We start from the raw sequence: 17,873 nt of genomic DNA on the forward strand, positions 1-17,873 counted from the left end.
GCCCGTGATCATCGGGGTCGGCATCGACGTGTGCCCGGTCGACCGGTTCGCCGCGTCGCTGCAGCGCACGCCGGGCCTGCGGGACCGGCTCTTCACCGCCGCCGAGCAGCGCACGCCCGCAGGCACGGAGCGGACCGGGGAGTCCCTGGCCGCCCGCTTCGCGGCGAAGGAGGCGCTGGCCAAGGCCCTCGGGGCCCCCGGCAGCCTGCAGTGGCACGACGCGGAGGTGGTGGTCGGGGAGCGGGGCCGTCCCCACCTGGAGGTGCGGGGCACCGTGGCCCGGCAGGCCGCGGAGCTCGGCGTCACCTCCTGGCACGTGTCGTTGAGCCACGACGGGGGCATCGCCTCTGCCGTGGTCATCGCCGAGGGTGCTCCGTGATCGGGCTGTACACCGCCGACCAGGTGCGGACGGCGGAGCGTGCGCTCATGGCGACGCTGCCGGCCGGCGCGCTCATGCAGCGAGCCGCCACCGGCCTGGCGACGATCTGCCTCGGCCTGGCCGGCCGGGCGCACGGTCTGCGGGTGGTGCTGTTGGTCGGTGCCGGTGACAACGGCGGCGACGCGCTGTTCGCCGGAGCGCACCTGGCCCGCCGCGGTGCGCAGGTGACCGCGGTGCTGCTGGACCCCGACCGCGCGCACGCGGCCGGGCTGGCCGCGCTCCGCCGGGCCGGGGGCCGGGTCGCCGACCCCCTGCACAGCGGGCTGGACCGCGCCGACCTCGTCCTGGACGGCGTCGTCGGCATCGGGGGTTCCGGCGGGCTGCGTCCGGCCGCCGCCGACCTGGCCGGGCAGGCCGCCGCCGGGCCGGGGCTGCTGGTCGCCGTCGACCTGCCCAGCGGGGTCGCCGCGGACACCGGGGAGGTGCCCGGGGAGGTCTTCACCGCGCAGCACACGGTGACCTTCGGCGCGGTGAAGCCGGGGCTCGTCGTCGGGGAGGGCCGCCGGCACGCCGGGCAGGTGCACCTGGTCGACATCGGCCTCGGCCCGCACCTCGGCGAGCCGTCCGCCCGGCAGTTGGCCGATGCCGACGCCGCGGCGCGGATCGAGCCGCCGTCGCCGGACAGCGACAAGTACACCGGCGGGGTCGTGGGGGTCGTCGCCGGCTCGGCCACCTACCCGGGGGCCGGCGTGCTCTGCACCGGCGCCGCGCTGCGCACCCGTCCGGGCCTGGTGCGGTACGCCGGTACCGCCGCCGACGGGGTGCGTGCCTCCTGGCCGGAGGCGATCGTGACCTCCGGCCGCCCCGGGGACGCCGGCCGGGTGCAGGCCTGGGTCGTGGGCCCGGGCATGGGCACCGACGACGACGCGCGCAGCGTGCTGGCCGAGGTGCTCGCCACCGACCTGCCGGTGGTGGTGGACGCCGACGGGCTGACGATGGTCGCCGCGTCGCCGGAGCTCGTCCGCGACCGCACCGCGCCGACCGTGCTCACCCCGCACGACCGCGAGTTCGCCCGCATCTTCACATGGGCGGGTGGGTCGGATCGGATCAGCGCCGACCGGATGGCCGCCGCCCGACGGGGGGCGGCCGAGCTGGGGTGCACGGTGCTGCTCAAGGGCGATGCCACCGTGGTCGCCGACGCGGCGGGGACGACGTTCGTCAACGGCACCGGCACCCCCTGGCTGGCCACCGCCGGTACCGGTGACGTCCTCTCCGGCGTGCTCGGCTCGGTGCTGGCGCAGACCCCGGTCACCGGGCTGCCCGCGGTCGAGGCCGCCGCGACCGCCGCCCACGTGCACGGCCGGGCGGGTCAGCTGGCCGCCGCGGACGGACCGCTGGTCGCCGGTGACCTGGTGCGCCACCTGCCGGAGGCCGTCGGCCGGCTGTACCGGGGCGGTGCCCCCGCCTGAGCGGGCGCGCCTGGGACAGTGGGCTGGTGACGACGGTGCAGCAGACCCCCCGGCGGACCGGGGACAGTCGAGCCGAGGTGCTGGTCGACCTGGACGCGATCGCGGCGAACACCGCGGTGCTGCGCGAGCGGGTCGGCCGGCCGCTGATGGCCGTGGTCAAGGCCGACGGGTACGGCCACGGGCTGGTGCCGGCCGCCCGTGCCGCGCTCGCCGGCGGCGCCGACGCGCTCGGGGTGACCGTGCTGGAGGAGGCGCTCGCGCTGCGTGCGGCGGGGATCACCGCGCCGCTGCTGTCGTGGCAGCACGGGCCGGGGGAGGACTACGCCGCCGCGCTGACCGCCGACGTCGAGGTGTCGGTCAACGCCGAGTGGGCGCTGGCCGAGGTGGTGGACGCCGCCCGGGCCACCGGCCGGACCGCCCGGGTGCAGTTGTTCGCCGACACCGGGCTGTCCCGGGAGGGCGCCACCCCGGACGCCTGGCCCGGGCTGGTGGCGGCCGCGGCGCGCGCCCAGGCCGACGGCGAGCTGGTGGTCACCGGGCTGTGGAGCCACCTGGCCTACGCCGACGCCCCGACGCACCCGACGATCGGCCGGCAGGTGCGCGTGTTCGAGGAGGCCGTGGCGCTGGCCCGGGCGGCCGGGCTGACCGACGCCCGCCGGCACCTGGCCAACTCGGCGGCGACCATCGCGCTGCCGGAGACCTGGTTCGACATGGTCCGTCCCGGCGTGGCGGTCTACGGGCTGGACCCGCTGGGCGGCGACCCGGCGCAGTACGGGCTGCGCCCGGCGATGACCGTGCGGGCCCGGGTCGCGCTGACCAAGCGGGTACCCGCCGGTGCCGGGGTCTCCTACGGCCACACCTACGCGACCGCGGCGGAGACGACGCTGGCGCTGGTGCCGGTCGGGTACGCCGACGGGGTGCCCCGGGCCGCCGGCAACCGCGCGCGCGTGCTGGCCGCGGGCGCGCAGCGCACCATCGCCGGCCGGGTGTGCATGGACCAGTTCGTGCTCGACGTCGGGAACGACCCGGTGGCGCCCGGTGACCGGGTGGTGCTGTGGGGCCCGGGCGACGACGGCGAGCCGACGGCGCAGGACTGGGCCGATGCCCTCGACACCATCCACTACGAGCTGGTCACCCGGGTCGGTGGCAGGTTCACCCGCCGGCACGTCGGTACGGCCGGGGCGGTCTGATGGCCGCCGCGAACCGCCACCCGCACCAGGTCCACCACCTGCACCGGCCCAGCGGGCGCACCGTCGGCCTGGTCGGTGCGGTGCTCGGGCTGGCCGCCGCCGGCACGGCCGTCGGGGTCACCGCCACCCGCGCGGCCACCGCCCGGGTCCGTGCCGAGCGGCTGGCCGGCCAGGTCCCCGACGTCGACCAGGAGACGTGGCAGGAGCTGCGCGAGGAGGACCCGCTGGGCCTGTACCGCCGCCCGGCCGACCGGACGGCGGTGGTCGAGGCCGACGACGGCTGCCGGCTGGCCGTGGAGGAGGTCGGGCCGCTCGACGCGCCGCTGACCGTCGTGTTCGTGCACGGCTACGCGCTGTCGATGCACTCCTGGACGTTCCAGCGCCGCGCCCTCGGCGAGCAGCTGGCCACCGCCAACGGCCACCGGCCGGCGGCCCGGCTGGTCTTCTACGACCAGCGCGGCCACGGCTCCTCCGGCCGGGGCGACGCCGCGCACGCCACCATCGAGCAGCTGGCCGCGGACCTGGAGGCGGTGCTCACCGCGCGGGTGCCGCGCGGTCCGGTGGTGCTGGTCGGCCACTCGATGGGCGGGATGAGCCTGCTGGCGTTCGCCCGCCGCCGTCCGGAGCTGTTCGGCGACCGGGTGGTGGGCGTGGCGCTGGTCTCGACCTCCAGCGGCAACCTCGCCGACCTCGACTTCGGCCTGCCGCACCTGCTCACCCGGGTGCGGACCGCGGTGCTGCCGCTGGCCGCGTGGACCATGCGCCGCCGGCCGGTGATCGCCGAGCACACCCGCCGGCTGGCCAAGGACGTCGTCTCCGCCGCCACCCGGGCGCTGTCGTTCTCCTCCGCCGACGTCGCGCCGGCGCTGGGCCACTACGTGGACGCGATGATCGCCGGCACCCCGGTCGACGTGATCGCGGAGTTCTACCCGGCGCTGGTCCGCCTGGACCAGAGCGGCGCCATCGAGCCGCTGCGCCGGGTGCCCGTCCTGGTGCTCACCGGCGACAGCGACCGGATGATCCCCGCGGCGCACAGCGAGCTCATCGTGCAGGACCTGGGCCACGACGAGCACGGGGTGGACTTCGTCGTCGTACCCGACGCCGGGCACCTGGTGCCGCTCGAGCACCCGGAGCAGGTGACGGCGGCGCTGTCCGAGCTGCTGCGCCGGGTGGAGGCGGAGCGGGGGTCCCGGCGCGGGTGACCGCACCGGACCGGTCGTAGGGTGCTGGCCGTGGCCGCCCTCCGACCGCCCCGCCTCGACGCGGCCGCCGACGAGGTGGCCCGCACCGCCGCGGCCGCGGCGGACTGGACCGCGTTGGCCGGGGTCGCCCGCTCCTGCGTGGCCTGCCCGGAGCTGGCCGCCACTCGCCAGCACGTCGTCGTCGGCGACCTGCCCGTCGGTGGCCGCCCGCGGCTGGTGCTCGTGGGCGAGGCCCCGGGGGCGACCGAGGACGAGACCGGCCGGCCCTTCGTCGGGCGCTCCGGCGCGCTGCTGGACCAGTTGCTCGGCGAGGCGGGGCTGGACCGGGCCGACGCCGCGGTGCTCAACATCGTGAAGTGCCGGCCGCCGGCCAACCGCACCCCGAAGGCGCCTGAGGTGGCGCGCTGCAGCGGCTGGTTGCGCCGCCAGCTGGAGCTGCTCGACGCCCGGGTGGTGGTGGCGCTGGGGCTCTCCTCGGCGAAGTGGTTCCTCGGGCCGCGCACCGTGCTGGCCCAGGTCCGCGGCCGGGCGCACGAGGTCGACGGCCGGCAGGTGTGGGCCACCTACCACCCGTCGGCGGCGATCCGGTTCGGGCCCAACGGGGCCCCCCGCGCCGGCCTGCTGGCCGACCTGCGCGCCGTGGCGGGCTCGCTGTGAGGCGCGAGCACGTGCTCCCCACGCCGGCGGACACCCACGCGCTGGGCCGCGAGCTGGCCAGGATGCTGCGCGCCGGTGACCTCCTGGTGCTCGCCGGGCCGCTGGGCGCCGGCAAGACGGCGCTCACCCAGGGCATCGGCGCGGGGCTCGGCGTGCGTGGGCCGGTCACCTCGCCGACGTTCGTGCTGGCCCGGGTGCACCGCGGCGGCCGGGTGCCCCTGGTGCACGTCGACGCCTACCGGCTCGGCAGCATGGCCGACGTCGACGACCTGGACCTCGACGCCACCACCGAGGAGGCGGTCACCGTCGTCGAGTGGGGCCACGGCCTGGTCGAGCAGCTGGCCGACGAGCACCTGGTCGTCGAGCTGGACCGGCGGGACGACGACGTGCGCACCGCCCGGCTGGTGCCCGTCGGCCCGGGCTGGGAACAGCGGCTCACGGACCGCTGACCGCCGCGAACTACTGTGGTCGGTCGTGCTGGTCCTCGCGCTCGACACCGCCACCCCGACCCTCGTCGTCGGCCTGGCGCGGTGGTCCGGCGAGGGGCCGGGCGCGGGTCCGGCGGAGGTGCTCGCCGAGCGCGCCGTCGCCTCGGGCAACCGGCACGCCGAGCTCCTCACCCCCGCGGTGCGCGAGGTGCTCGCCGAGGCCGGGGTCACGCGGGCCGACCTCGACGCCGTCGTCACCGGGCTGGGTCCGGGGCCGTTCACCGGGCTGCGGGTCGGCATCGTCACCGCCGCCGCGTTCGGCGACGCCCTCGGGTTGCCGGTGCACGGTGTCTGCTCGCTGGACGCGGTGGGCGAGGGCGCCCGGTCGGTGGTCACCGACGCCCGCCGCAAGGAGGTCCACTGGGCCACCTACGACGCCGCGGGCACCCGGCTCGCCGGCCCCGGCGTGGACCGGCCGGAGGACGCCCCGGTCACCGACCCGGTGGTGGGCGACGTCCGGTTCGCCGAGCGGCTCGGGCGCGACGTCGCCCCCGCGGAGGTGACGACGGCGGGGCTGCTGCGCGCCGCCGCCCCGCTGCTCGGCTCGCCGCCAGCACCGCTGGAGCCGCGCTACCTGCGCCGTCCCGACGCCGTGCCGCCGGTCGCCCGCAAGGCGGTCAGCCAGTGAGCGTCCGGCTGCGCGCGATGACCGCGGCCGACCTCCCCCGGGTGATGGAGCTGGAGGAGGAGCTCTTCGCGCCCGACACCTGGACCGAGTGGATGTACCGCGACGAGCTGGCCCGCCCCGACACCCGCCGCTACCTGGTCGCCGTCGACCCGGACGACGTCGTCGTCGGCTACGCCGGGCTGATCGCCTACGACGACGAGGCGCACATCGCCACCATCGGGGTCACCGGCGCGCGGCAGCACGAGGGCATCGGGGCGCTGCTGCTGGACACCCTGCTGGTGGAGGCCGACCGGCGGCCCACCCCGGTGCTGCTGGAGGTGCGCGCCGACGACGCGGCCACCCAGGCGTTCTACGCCCGCCGCGGATTCGTCGAGATCGGCCGGCGGCCGCACTACTACCCGCTCAGCGGGGCCGACGCCGTCGTCATGGAGAGGAAGGTGCGGTCATGAGCGGACAGGGAGTGAGCATCGCAGCGAGGTCTGCGAGCGAGGAGCGGAGCGACCGCGGGAGCGAGCGATGACGGTGAGCGCTCCGCTGGTGCTGGGGTTCGAGACCTCGTGCGACGAGACCGGCATCGGGCTGGTGCGCGGCCAGACCCTGCTGTCCGACGCGCTGGCCACGAGCATGGCCGAGCACGAGCGCTTCGGCGGCGTCGTCCCGGAGATCGCCAGCCGGGCCCACCTGGAGGCGATGGTCCCCACGGTGCACCGGGCGCTGGCCGACGCCGGGGTCTCCCTCGGCGACGTCGACGCCGTCGCGGTGACGGCCGGGCCCGGCCTGACCGGCGCGCTGCTGGTCGGCGTGGCGGCGGCGAAGGCCTACGCGCTGGCGCTGGACGTGCCGCTGTACGGGGTCAACCACCTCGCCGCGCACGTCGCGGTCGACGAGCTGGAGCACGGCCGGCTCGCCGAGCCGTCGCTCGCCATGCTCGTCTCCGGCGGGCACAGCTCGCTGCTGCTGGTCCCGGACCTGACCCAGGACGTGCAGGAGCTGGGTCGCACCATCGACGACGCCGCGGGGGAGGCGTTCGACAAGGTGGCCCGGGTGCTCGGCCTGCCCTTCCCGGGTGGCCCGCCGATCGACCGCGCCGCCCGGGACGGCGACCCGTCGTCCATCGCCTTCCCGCGCGGTCTCACCGGCCCGCGCGACGCCGCCTACGACTTCTCCTTCTCCGGCCTGAAGACCGCCGTCGCCCGCTGGGTCGAGGCCCGGCAGCGGGCTGGCGAGCCGGTACCGGTGGCCGACGTCGCCGCCGCGTTCCAGGAGGCCGTGGCCGACGTGCTCACCGCGAAGGCGGTCCGGGCCTGCCGGGACCACGGGGTCGACCACCTGGTCATCGGCGGGGGAGTGGCGGCCAACTCCCGGCTGCGCGCGCTGGCCCAGGAGCGCTGCGACGCCGCCGGCATCGTGCTGCGCACCCCCAGCCCGCGGCTGTGCACCGACAACGGCGCGATGGTGGCCGCGCTCGGCTCGCGGCTGGCCGAGGCCGGGGTCGCCGCCTCGCGGATCGACCTGGGTGCCGACAGCTCGCTGCCGATCGAGGTCGTCTCGCGGTAGCCCTGAGGGCAGAGACGGCCATGTCCGCCCTCAGCGGGGCGGCTCGCAGACGAGCACGGTCGGCGCCCCGGCCACCCGGGTGACGACGACGACCGCCGTTCCGCTGCCCGGGCCGCGCAGCTGCCGCGCCAGCGTCTCCGGCTCGATCGCCGAGCCGCGCTTCTTCACCGTGACCCGGCCGACGCCGCGGGCGCGCAGCAGCGCCCGCAGCTTCTTGAGGTTGAACGGGACCACCTCGGTGACCCGCAGCGAGCTGACCCAGTGGGAGTCCGCCGGGGCGTCGGAGGTCAGGTAGGCGATGGTGGGGTCGATGCCGGTGGCGCCGAGCCGGTCGGCCACCAGCGCCACCAGGCCGGAGCGGATCACCGCCGGATCGGGCTCGTGCAGCCAGCCCCGCACCGCGGCCACCGGGGTGAGCCCGGGGTCGACGTCGGCGGTCAGCTCCAGCACCGTGCCATCGGGCTGCAGCTGCGCGGCGCGGCGCCAGGTCGTCGACACCCCGCGGCCCCACAGCAGCGCCTCGACGATCGACCCACCGGCGGAGACCCACTCGGCCTCGACCCCGGTCGGCACCCGGTCGTGGTCGAGCCCCGGGGCCACCTTCACCACGCAGGTGGGCAGCACGTCGAGCAGTCGGGACACCGTCGACCAGGGCGGTGACCACCGGTCGGGGTCCAGCAGCCGCCGGCCACCCGCCCGGCGGGCCGGGTCCAGGACGGCGGCGTCGCACCCGGCCACCCGGCCGTCGGCGGCGGCCGCCACCAGGTCGACGACGTCGGCGTCGCGCACCTGCACTCGGTCGGCCAGACCCAGCGCGGTCGTGTTGAGGGCGGTGAGCTCCCGGGCGACCGGGTCACGGTCGACCGCCACCACCCGGGCGCCCGCGCGGGCCAGCGCGATGGTGTCGGTGCCGGCGGCACAGCCCAGGTCGGCGACCTCCGCGGCGCCGCCGGCCAGCAGCCGGTGCGCGCGCCGGGTGGCCAGCACCGGGCGGCCCGCCTGCTCCAGGGTGTCGCCGGTGAAGAGGAGCCGGTCGGCGTCTGCGCCGAAGGCCGCCCGGGCGCGTTCGCGCTGGCGGGCGAAGCCCCAGGCCGGCCCGGCCAGGTCCACCCCCACCTCGGCGCGCAGCCGGGTCAGCGCGGCGACGGCGTCGACCCGTTCGGCGAGCAGGGCGGTCGCCCGCGCCAGCGCCGCGGTACCGGCGGGGGTGGCGGCCGCCCGCAGCTGGCGGACCGTCTCGGCTGCCTGGTCGCCGGACTCCGCCTCCGGGTGCGCGCTGGACACGTCCACCAGCCTGGCCCACGCGTCTGTCGCCCGGGCGGGCGACCCGGTTGAGTGGCTGGCACTCGCGTGGGTAGAGTGCCAACGACACGGCCGGTGGCTGACCCCCGCGACGGCAGCTCCCGCGACTCCGTGCCACAGCATCTGCACCACCGCACGACCTTCCGAGTACCCGTCCGACACCGAAGGGGGCGTCACGACGTGACGACCGCTACCAAGGTCAACATCAAGCCGCTCGAGGACCGCGTGGTCGTCCAGGCCAACGAGGCCGAGACCACCACCGCCTCCGGTCTGGTCATCCCGGACACCGCCAAGGAGAAGCCCCAGGAGGGCACCGTCGTCGCCGTCGGCCCCGGCCGCGTCGACGACAACGGCAACCGGGTCCCGCTCGACGTCAACGTCGGCGACGTGGTCATCTACTCGAAGTACGGCGGCACCGAGGTGCGCTACGGCGGCGAGGACTACCTCGTCCTGTCCGCGCGCGACCTGCTCGCCGTCGTCGAGAAGTAAAGGACCCTCCTGCCCCCCACCGCTCGCAAGCTCGCGGTGGGCCCCTGCAGGAGGGCCGGCGGCTGGTGACGCGTTCATCGCCGCTCGCGCTCCGAACGTCCGCCCCGGCGACCCGAGATACCGGGTCCCGGGGCGGTCGTCGTCCGCCCCTGTTCTCCTCCGCGCACCCTGAGAGAGGTCTGGCAATGGCCAAGATCATCCTGTTCGACGAGGACGCCCGGCGCGCCCTCGAGCGCGGCGTCGACAAGCTCGCCGACGCCGTCAAGGTCACCCTCGGCCCCCGCGGCCGCAACGTCGTCATCAACAAGAGCTTCGGCGCCCCGACGATCACCAACGACGGCGTCACCATCGCCCGGGAGATCGAGCTCGAGGACCCCTACGAGAACCTCGGCGCGCAGCTGGCGAAGAACGTCGCCACCAAGACCAACGACGTCGCCGGTGACGGCACCACCACCGCCACCGTGCTGGCCCAGGCGCTGGTCCACGAGGGCCTGCGCAACGTGGCCGCCGGCGCCAACCCGATGGCCGTGGGCCGCGGCATGCGCGCCGCGGTCGACGCCGTGCACGCGGCGCTGGACCAGGTGGCGATCCCGGTCGACGACCGGAGCGCCATCTCCGAGGTCGCCACCATCTCCGCCCAGGACGCCACCGTCGGCGACCTGATCGGTGAGGCGATGGAGCGGGTCGGCAAGGACGGCGTCATCACCGTCGAAGAGGCCAGCGGCATGACGACCGACCTGGACGTCACCGAGGGCGTGCAGTTCGACAAGGGCTACCTGTCGCCGTACTTCGTCACCGACAACGAGTCGATGGAGGCCGTCCTCGAGGACGCCCTCGTGCTGCTCGTGCAGGGGAAGATCAGCGCGCTGGCCGACCTGCTGCCGCTGCTGGAGAAGGTGCTCTCGACCGGTGGCCGGCCGCTGCTGATCGTCGCCGAGGACGTCGAGGGCGAGGCGCTGTCGACGCTGGTGGTCAACTCCATCCGCAAGACCGTCAAGGTCGTCGCGGTCAAGTCGCCCTTCTTCGGCGACCGGCGCAAGGCCTTCATGGCCGACCTCGCCGTCGTCACCGGTGGTCAGGTCGTCAGCGAGGACGTCGGCCTGTCCCTGGACTCCGTCGGCCTGGAGGTGCTCGGCACCGCCCGCCGGGTCACCGTCACCAAGGACGACACCACGCTGGTCGACGGCGGCGGCACGTCCGAGGCCATCGCCGACCGGGTCGCCCAGATCCGCAAGGAGATCGAGGCCACCGACTCCGACTGGGACCGGGAGAAGCTGCAGGAGCGGCTGGCCAAGCTGGCCGGCGGCATCGCGGTCATCCGGGTCGGTGCGGCCACCGAGGTCGAGATGAAGGAGAAGAAGCACCGGATCGAGGACGCCATCGCCGCCACCCGCGCCGCGGTGGAGGAGGGCGTCGTCCCCGGTGGTGGCTCCGCGCTGGTGCACGCCGCCGACGCCGTCGAGGCGCTGGACCTGTCCGGCGACGAGCTGATCGGTGCCCGGTCGGTGCGCAAGGCGATCGACTCGCCGCTGGCCCTGATCGCCTCCAACGCGGGCTTCGAGGGCCCCGTCGTCGTCGGCAAGGTCCGCGAGCTCGGCGTCGGGCAGGGCTTCAACGCCGCGACCGGTGAGTTCGGCGACCTGGTCGCCCAGGGGGTCATCGACCCGGTGAAGGTCACCAAGGCCGCGCTGGCGCACGCCGTGTCCATCGCCGCCATGGTGCTCACGACCGACTCCGCGATCGTGGAGAAGCCCGCCGAGGAGGAGTCCGCCGACGGCGGTCACCACACCCACGGCCACTCGCACGGCCACGGGCACAGCCACTAGAAGGACCCCGTCCTCCTCACCCCTCGCACGCTCGGGGCGAGCCTCTGGACGGGGCCGACCGCCGGCCGGGAGTCCTCCCGGCCGGCGGTCCCGGTGAATGCCGAGAGGGCCGGTTCGACATCACGTCGGACCGGCCCTCTCGGCATTCGTGGGCGGCGGGGTCTCCCCGCCCAGCGGCGCTGACCCCGGTGCTCAGACCCCGGCGGCGATGGCCGCGGGCTCGGCTGCGATCAGCCGGGTCCGCTCCTCCTCGCTCATGCCGCCCCAGACCCCGTAGGGCTCGCGGACGGCGAGCGCGTGCTTGAGGCACGCGTCGATGACGGGGCACGTTCCGCAGACGGCCTTGGCGGCGGCCTGGCGGCGGGCGCGTGCCGGGCCGCGCTCGCCGTCGGGGTGGAAGAACAGCGAGGTGCTCTCACCCCGGCAGGCGCCGTGCAGCTGCCAGTCCCAGACCTCGGCGACGGGGGTGGGCAGTCGGCGGATGTCGGCCATTGGACCTCCTCGGCTCGGATGCACCGGGGGGTCTGCCCGGTCACGGAGCAGCGGGTGCCCCCGCGCAGTCGGCGGCAAACACGGCTGATCACGTTTCATCGTGCGAGATCTTCCGGGATGTGCATCGCGTCGTCCCCGGCGGACGGCGTCCGCGCAGGTCTCACCCCCGGGGGTGACGGGCGCTGTCCTCTCGTCACCCCGGCGATCAAGGTGGTCACAGGGAGTGCCGACCACCGGGGTGGGGGACACCCCGACACCCGTCCGGGGGTCGGAGGTGGCGGCACCCCCGGGAGCGGGGCGCACCTCGTTCCCGACCATCGGACCGGGCACGCGCCCGGACCGGTACGCGCCGGCTCCCCGCCGGCGCAGAACGGGAGCACGCGTTGATCGAGGACAGGATGCGCGGCAACGGCGGCGCAGGCGCCGTAGTCTGGGTGTTCGACGAGCGTCGCCGGGTGCGCGACGAGGTCGCCGGCCGGCTCCTCGCACTGCCGTTCGTCAGTCGGGTCGAGGCGGTCGGTGACCCGGCCGCACTGCTGGCGCGGCTGGACAACCGGCTGCCCGACGTCCTGCTCGTCGGCACCCAGCGGGCCACCGACGGTGGTCTGTCCGTGGCCACCCAGGTGCTCCGCGCCCACCCCGCGCTGCGGGTCCTGGTGCTCGGCGCCCCCGACGACGCCGACTCCGTGCGGGCCGCGGTCGCCGCCGGCGCCCGCGGCTACCTGCGGTGGGACGCCAGCCCGCTCGAGCTGGGCCTGGGCCTGTCCCGCACCGGCCTGCGCAACGAGCCGGGCCGGCCGCCGTCGCCGGCCCCGGCGCCGCGCACGCCGCACCAGGTGCTGGCCGGTGCCGGTGGGCCGTCGTCCGGGCCGTCCTGGGGCGGGGCGACCCCGCTGGCCGGGCTCGCCCCCACGACCGTCCGCTCGACGGTCCCCGAGACCCCGGCCGTCGCGCTGTCGATGCGGGAGATGCAGGTGCTCACCGGCATGAGCCAGGGCAAGAGCAACGCCCAGATCGGCCGCGAGCTCTACCTGTCCGAGGACACCATCAAGACCCACGCCCGGCGGCTGTTCCGCAAGCTGGGCGCCAAGGACCGCGCCGAGGCGGTCGCCACCGGATTCCGCCGCGGGATGATGACCTGACCCGGTCCGCCGGTCGCGCCTTCCGAGGCTGAGCCGCCGCGCCGTCCGCCGGTCCGTGCTGTGCCGCGGCGCAGGGGCGGCCCGGTGGCTCAGGCCCCGGCGGGGTCCTTCATCAGTCGTCGCGGGCGTGCCGGCCGCCGGTGCCGTGCCGGCCGGTCGGCTCCTCGCGCTCGGCCAGCGCTGCGATCCCGTCGGCGTAGCCGCTGGCGTAGTCCCAGCTGACGTAGTCGTCCGGGTTCGGGTCGAACGGCGGCTCGTGCCGGCCGGTCTGCCCCTCGTCGAGCAGCTGGCGCAGGTTGGCCTGCATCAGCGCCCAGTCGACGTGGTGCTCCTCCTGGCAGTCCTGGCAGTCGACGACGATGCCCTTGACGCCCGTGGGCTCCAGCAGGGTGCGGAAGACCTCCAGCTCGGCGAGGTCGTCGAGCACCCCCGCACGCTCCTCCATGGTCAGCGGCGGGTGGCCCGGTCCACCGTCGGGGTCGGGTCCGAACTCCCCGCCGAAGTCGCGGTCGGGGAACCCGTCAGCTGCGTCGTCCCACGCGTCCACGTGTCCTCCTCGCCCGGTCCTGCTCCTGTGGTCGCACCGGCCCGCTGGTGACCAGCGGAGGCGGTGTCCGACGGACCACGGTAACGGGGGAACAGTGGCCCTGGGGGCTCCGCCTACGATCGATGTGGTCCCCCTGCGCCGTCGGCGGCGCTCCACCACAACTCCGAGAGGGTGGCGACACGTGCAGCCCGATGCGCATGGTCTCGACGAGCACCGTCCCGAACTGCCGGCCAAGTTCGCCCCGCTGGGGCTGACCTACGACGACGTGCTCCTGGTCCCCGGTCCGTCGGACATCGTGCCCACCGACGTCGACACGAGTTCCCGGCTGACCCGCGGCATCCGGCTGGCCATCCCCCTGCTCTCCTCGGCGATGGACACCGTCACCGAGTCGCGGATGGCGATCGCCATGGCCCGCGCCGGGGGCATCGGCGTCCTGCACCGCAACCTCGCCGCCGAGGACCAGGCCGGCCAGGTCGACCTGGTGAAGCGTTCCGAGGCGGGCATGGTGACCAACCCGGTCACCTGTTCCCCGGACAACACCCTGGCCGAGGTGGACGCGCTGTCGGGCCGGTACCGGATCTCCGGGGCGCCCGTGGTCGACGCCGACGGCGTGCTCGTCGGCATGGTGACCAACCGGGACATGCGCTTCGAGACCGACCAGAACCGGCTGGTCCGGGACGTGATGACGCCGATGCCGCTGGTCACCGCCCCGGTGGGCGTCGACCCGGAGCGGGCCCTGGCGCTGCTCAAGCAGCACAAGATCGAGAAGCTCCCGCTGGTCGACGACGCCGGCCGGCTGCGCGGGCTGATCACCGTCAAGGACTTCGTCAAGCGCGACCAGTTCCCCAACGCCACCAAGGACGTCGACGGCCGGCTGTCGGTCGGTGCGGCGCTGGGCGTGGGCGAGGACGCCTACAAGCGCGCCGGGCTGCTCGTGGACGCCGGGGTCGACGTGCTCGTCGTCGACACCGCCCACGGGCACCAGCGTGCGGTGCTGGAGATGGTCGCCCGGGTGAAGCGGGACTTCGCCGACGTGGGCCACGGCGTGCAGGTCGTCGGCGGCAACATCGCCACCCGCGCCGGCGCGCAGGCGCTCATCGACGCCGGGGTGGACGCCGTCAAGGTCGGGGTCGGCCCCGGCTCCATCTGCACCACCCGGGTGGTGGCCGGGGTCGGCGTCCCGCAGATCAGCGCGATCTACGAGGCGAGCCTCGCGGCGCGCCCGGCCGGCGTCCCGGTCATCGCCGACGGCGGGCTGCAGTACTCCGGTGACATCGTCAAGGCCCTGGTCGCCGGCGCCGACACGGTGATGATCGGCGGGCTGTTCGCCGGCGTCGAGGAGGCGCCGGGCGAGCTGGTCTTCATGAACGGCAAGCAGTACAAGACCTACCGCGGCATGGGGTCGCTGGGCGCGATGCAGAAGCGTGGCAACCAGTCCTTCAGCCGGGACCGGTACTTCGCCGACGACGTCCTCTCCGACGACAAGCTCGTGCCCGAGGGCATCGAGGGGCAGGTGCCCTACCGGGGCCCGCTGTCCGGGGTCGCCCACCAGCTGGTCGGCGGCCTGCGCGCCGGGATGGGCTACGCGGGCGCGGCCACCGTCGCCGACCTGCAGGAGCGCGGCCAGCTCACCCGGATCACCTCCGCCGGGCTGACCGAGAGCCACCCGCACGACATCCAGATGACCGTCGAAGCACCGAACTACCGGGGACGCTGACCGATGCCCGTACGCGACAACGTCGAGATCGGTCTGAACCGCTTCGCCCGCCGGGGCTACGACCTGGACGAGGTGTCGATCGTCCCCTCCCGGCGCACCCGTGACCACGACGACGTCTCCACCGCCTGGCAGATCGACGCCTTCCGGTTCGAGATGCCGCTGATCACCAGCCCCAGCGATGCCGTGGTCAGCCCGGCCACCGCGATCGCGATCGGCCAGGCCGGTGGGCTCGGCGTGCTCAACGCCGAGGGTCTGTGGACCCGCTACGACGACCCGACCGACGTCTACCGCCGCCTGCGCGACGCCGCCGGCCCGGACAGCGGGCCGCCGACCGCGCTGCTGCAGGAGGTCTACGCCGAGCCGGTGAAGCCCGACCTGATCACCGCCCGGGTCAAGGAGCTGCGCGACTCGGGCGTGACGACGGCGATCCGGGTCTCCCCGCAGCACACGCTGCAGCTGGCCCCGACGATCCTCGCGGCAGGGGTCGACCTGCTCGTCATCCAGGGCACGATCGTCTCCGCCGAGCACGTCACGACGGCGGGGGAGGCGCTGAACCTCAAGGAGTTCATCGCCGACCTCGACGTCCCGGTGATCGTCGGGGGCGCGGCCGACTACCAGACCGCGCTGCACCTGATGCGCACCGGCGCTGCCGGCGTGATCGTCGGCGTCGGGGCCGACAGCTGGTCCACCGCCGACGCCGTCATGGGCGTCCGGGTGCCGCTGGCCAGCGCGATCGCCGACGCCGCCGCGGCCCGCCGTGACTACCTCGACGAGACCGGCGGCCGGTACGTGCACGTCATCGCCAACGGCCGGATCGAGACCAGCGGTGCGATCGCGCGTGCCCTGGCCTGCGGCGCCGACGCCGTCCAGCTGGGCGAGCCGCTGCGGGCCGCGAGCGAGGCCCCGGCCGGCGGTGTGTGGTGGGACTCGGTCGCCGCCCACCCGCGGCTGCCCCGCGGCGGCACCTCGGGTGCGGCCGAGCCGCGCGGCACGATGGAGCAGCTGCTGCTCGGGCCGGCGGCGGCCGCCGACGGGCGCACCAACCTCTTCGGCGCGCTGCGGCGCACGATGGCCAAGACCGGCTACCGCGACCTCAAGGAGTTCCAGCGGGTCGACCTGGTCCTCGGTGGCGGCAGCGGCGAGAGCGCCGCCGGCCCCGGCCACCTGGTCGGCTGACGATGGACTTCCCGACCGTCCTGGTCGTCGACTTCGGCGCCCAGTACGCGCAGCTGATCGCCCGCCGGATCCGGGAGGCCGGGGTCTACTCCGAGCTCGTCGGCTCCGACGTCCCGGTCGAGGAGCTGCTGGCCCGCAAGCCGGCGGCGATCGTCCTGTCCGGTGGCCCCTCCAGCGTCTACGCCGAGGGGGCGCCGCAGATCGACCCCACGCTGTTCGAGGCCGGCGTGCCCGCCTTCGGCATCTGCTACGGCTTCCAGGCGATGGCGCAGAGCCTGGGCGGCTCGGTGGCGCACACCGGTGACCGCGAGTACGGCGGCACGCCGCTCACCGTCACCACCCAGGCGCAGCTGTTCGGGGGCCTGCCCACCGAGCAGTCGGTGTGGATGAGCCACGGCGACGCGGTGAGCGCGGCCCCGCCGGGGTTCACCGTCACCGCGACCTCGACCGGTGCCCCGGTCGCGGCGTTCGAGGACGTCGACCGGCGGCTGGCCGGCGTGCAGTTCCACCCCGAGGTGAGGCACACCGCGCACGGTCAGACGGTGCTCGAGCACTTCCTGTTCGACATCGCGGGCCTGGAGCCCAGCTGGACGATGGCCAACGTCGTCGACGAGCAGGTCGCCGCGATCCGGGAGCAGATCGGCGACCGGCGGGCCATCTGCGGGCTGTCGGGCGGGGTCGACTCCGCGGTGGCGGCCGCGCTGGTCCAGCGGGCCATCGGCGACCGGCTCACCTGCGTCTACGTCGACCACGGCCTGATGCGCGAGGGCGAGACCGAGCAGATCGAGCGGGACTTCGTCGCGGTCACCGGCGCCGACCTGCGGGTCGTCGACGCCAGCGAGCAGTTCCTGGCCGCACTGGCCGGGGTCAGCGACCCGGAGACCAAGCGGAAGATCATCGGCCGGGAGTTCATCCGGGTGTTCGAGCAGGCCGCGCTCGACGTGATCGCCGATGCCAAGGAGCACGGGGAGACCGTGGACTTCCTGGTGCAGGGCACGCTCTACCCCGACGTCGTCGAGTCCGGTGGCGGCACCGGGACGGCGAACATCAAGAGCCACCACAACGTCGGCGGGCTGCCCGAGGACCTCACCTTCACCCTGGTCGAGCCGCTGCGCACGCTGTTCAAGGACGAGGTGCGCGAGGTCGGCCGGCAGCTCGGCCTGCCCGACACCCTGGTGCAGCGGCAGCCCTTCCCCGGCCCGGGCCTGGGCATCCGGATCATCGGTGAGGTCACCCGCGACCGGCTGGACGTGCTCCGCCAGGCCGACGCGATCGCCCGCGAGGAGCTCACCGCGGCGAAGCTGGACACCGAGATCTGGCAGTGCCCGGTGGTGCTGCTCGCCGACGTCCGCTCGGTGGGGGTGCAGGGCGACGGGCGCACCTACGGGCACCCGGTGGTGCTGCGCCCGGTGTCCAGCGAGGACGCGATGACCGCCGACTGGACCCGGCTGCCCTACGACGTGCTGGCGAGGATCTCCACCCGGATCACCAACGAGGTCGCCGAGGTGAACCGGGTCGTGCTCGACGTGACGAGCAAGCCCCCGGGCACCATCGAGTGGGAGTGAGTCGAAGGCCCCCACCGCCCCCCGCGGCTCGCAGGCTCGCCACCGGA

General features: G+C 75.3%; 18 protein-coding genes. 15 read left to right on the plus strand and 3 right to left on the minus strand.

Features of this window, described 5'->3' with window-relative positions; translation table 11 throughout:
* The first annotated feature begins 4 nt into the window (after positions 1-4).
* The 9 genes from ACI79Y_RS03360 (at position 5) to tsaD (ending at position 7,570) form a co-directional block, all read left to right on the plus strand.
* Positions 5-379, plus strand: coding sequence for a holo-ACP synthase (locus ACI79Y_RS03360; protein ID WP_457157110.1), 375 nt, complete (start codon positions 5-7; stop codon positions 377-379).
* Positions 376-1,848: an NAD(P)H-hydrate dehydratase gene (locus ACI79Y_RS03365; RefSeq protein ID WP_457157111.1), complete on the plus strand. Its 1,473-nt coding sequence runs from the start codon at positions 376-378 to the stop codon at positions 1,846-1,848. The genes ACI79Y_RS03360 and ACI79Y_RS03365 overlap by 4 nt, the downstream gene beginning before the upstream one ends.
* A 26-nt stretch (positions 1,849-1,874) precedes the next feature.
* On the plus strand, positions 1,875-3,038 hold the full coding sequence (alr, locus tag ACI79Y_RS03370; RefSeq protein WP_457157112.1) for an alanine racemase: 1,164 nt from the start codon (positions 1,875-1,877) through the stop codon (positions 3,036-3,038).
* A complete protein-coding gene (locus ACI79Y_RS03375; protein WP_457157113.1) occupies positions 3,038-4,240 on the plus strand; it encodes an alpha/beta fold hydrolase in 1,203 nt (400 codons plus the stop codon). The genes alr and ACI79Y_RS03375 overlap by 1 nt, the downstream gene beginning before the upstream one ends.
* A gap of 30 nt (positions 4,241-4,270) precedes the next feature.
* Positions 4,271-4,897 (plus strand): uracil-DNA glycosylase, encoded by a 627-nt coding sequence (locus tag ACI79Y_RS03380; protein ID WP_457157114.1) that lies wholly within the window; start codon positions 4,271-4,273, stop codon positions 4,895-4,897.
* Between the two features lie 11 nt (positions 4,898-4,908).
* Positions 4,909-5,346, plus strand: coding sequence for a tRNA (adenosine(37)-N6)-threonylcarbamoyltransferase complex ATPase subunit type 1 TsaE (tsaE, locus tag ACI79Y_RS03385; RefSeq protein ID WP_457157115.1), 438 nt, complete (start codon positions 4,909-4,911; stop codon positions 5,344-5,346).
* Between the two features lie 25 nt (positions 5,347-5,371).
* The gene (gene tsaB / locus ACI79Y_RS03390) at positions 5,372-6,013 is read left to right on the plus strand and encodes a tRNA (adenosine(37)-N6)-threonylcarbamoyltransferase complex dimerization subunit type 1 TsaB (protein WP_457157116.1); all 642 of its coding nucleotides are present in this window, start codon (positions 5,372-5,374) and stop codon (positions 6,011-6,013) included.
* The gene (gene rimI / locus ACI79Y_RS03395) at positions 6,010-6,462 is read left to right on the plus strand and encodes a ribosomal protein S18-alanine N-acetyltransferase (RefSeq protein ID WP_457157117.1); all 453 of its coding nucleotides are present in this window, start codon (positions 6,010-6,012) and stop codon (positions 6,460-6,462) included. Before tsaB ends, rimI begins: the two co-directional genes overlap by 4 nt.
* Before the next feature lie 67 nt (positions 6,463-6,529).
* Positions 6,530-7,570 carry a tRNA (adenosine(37)-N6)-threonylcarbamoyltransferase complex transferase subunit TsaD gene (tsaD, locus tag ACI79Y_RS03400; RefSeq protein ID WP_457157118.1) on the plus strand — a complete coding sequence of 347 codons (1,041 nt, stop codon included), beginning with the start codon at positions 6,530-6,532 and terminating at the stop codon, positions 7,568-7,570.
* 30 nt (positions 7,571-7,600) lie between these two features.
* Here the strand turns inward: tsaD and ACI79Y_RS03405 are convergent, their stop codons facing one another.
* Positions 7,601-8,854: a class I SAM-dependent methyltransferase gene (locus tag ACI79Y_RS03405; RefSeq protein WP_457157119.1), complete on the minus strand. Its 1,254-nt coding sequence runs from the start codon at positions 8,852-8,854 to the stop codon at positions 7,601-7,603.
* A gap of 198 nt (positions 8,855-9,052) precedes the next feature.
* Here ACI79Y_RS03405 and groES point away from each other — a divergent pair, with 198 nt between their 5' ends.
* Together groES and groL are read left to right on the plus strand one after the other, a co-directional pair.
* Positions 9,053-9,361 carry a co-chaperone GroES gene (gene groES / locus ACI79Y_RS03410; RefSeq protein ID WP_036334331.1) on the plus strand — a complete coding sequence of 103 codons (309 nt, stop codon included), beginning with the start codon at positions 9,053-9,055 and terminating at the stop codon, positions 9,359-9,361.
* A gap of 185 nt (positions 9,362-9,546) precedes the next feature.
* Positions 9,547-11,187 carry a chaperonin GroEL gene (gene groL, locus ACI79Y_RS03415; RefSeq protein WP_457157120.1) on the plus strand — a complete coding sequence of 547 codons (1,641 nt, stop codon included), beginning with the start codon at positions 9,547-9,549 and terminating at the stop codon, positions 11,185-11,187.
* A 192-nt stretch (positions 11,188-11,379) separates the two neighbouring features.
* On the opposite strand, the gene ACI79Y_RS03420 is transcribed toward groL, so the two are convergent.
* The gene (locus tag ACI79Y_RS03420; RefSeq protein WP_457063782.1) at positions 11,380-11,679 is read right to left on the minus strand and encodes a WhiB family transcriptional regulator; all 300 of its coding nucleotides are present in this window, start codon (positions 11,677-11,679) and stop codon (positions 11,380-11,382) included.
* A gap of 383 nt (positions 11,680-12,062) precedes the next feature.
* Between ACI79Y_RS03420 and ACI79Y_RS03425 the strand changes: the two genes are divergently transcribed.
* A complete protein-coding gene (locus ACI79Y_RS03425; RefSeq protein ID WP_457157121.1) occupies positions 12,063-12,821 on the plus strand; it encodes a response regulator transcription factor in 759 nt (252 codons plus the stop codon).
* 112 nt (positions 12,822-12,933) lie between these two features.
* Here the strand turns inward: ACI79Y_RS03425 and ACI79Y_RS03430 are convergent, their stop codons facing one another.
* The gene (locus ACI79Y_RS03430; protein WP_457157122.1) at positions 12,934-13,368 is read right to left on the minus strand and encodes a DUF5319 family protein; all 435 of its coding nucleotides are present in this window, start codon (positions 13,366-13,368) and stop codon (positions 12,934-12,936) included.
* Between the two features lie 181 nt (positions 13,369-13,549).
* Between ACI79Y_RS03430 and guaB the strand changes: the two genes are divergently transcribed.
* The 3 genes from guaB to guaA are packed head-to-tail and all read left to right on the plus strand — an operon-like array spanning position 13,550 to position 17,826.
* The gene (guaB, locus tag ACI79Y_RS03435; RefSeq protein WP_457139022.1) at positions 13,550-15,085 is read left to right on the plus strand and encodes an IMP dehydrogenase; all 1,536 of its coding nucleotides are present in this window, start codon (positions 13,550-13,552) and stop codon (positions 15,083-15,085) included.
* Positions 15,086-15,088: 3 nt separating this feature from the next.
* Entirely contained in the window at positions 15,089-16,261 is a 1,173-nt protein-coding gene (locus ACI79Y_RS03440; RefSeq protein WP_457157123.1) for a GuaB3 family IMP dehydrogenase-related protein, read from the plus strand.
* A 2-nt stretch (positions 16,262-16,263) separates the two neighbouring features.
* Positions 16,264-17,826, plus strand: coding sequence for a glutamine-hydrolyzing GMP synthase (gene guaA / locus ACI79Y_RS03445; RefSeq protein WP_457157124.1), 1,563 nt, complete (start codon positions 16,264-16,266; stop codon positions 17,824-17,826).
* Positions 17,827-17,873 lie beyond the last annotated feature (47 nt).

Source organism: Modestobacter sp. SYSU DS0875, assembly GCF_054050915.1.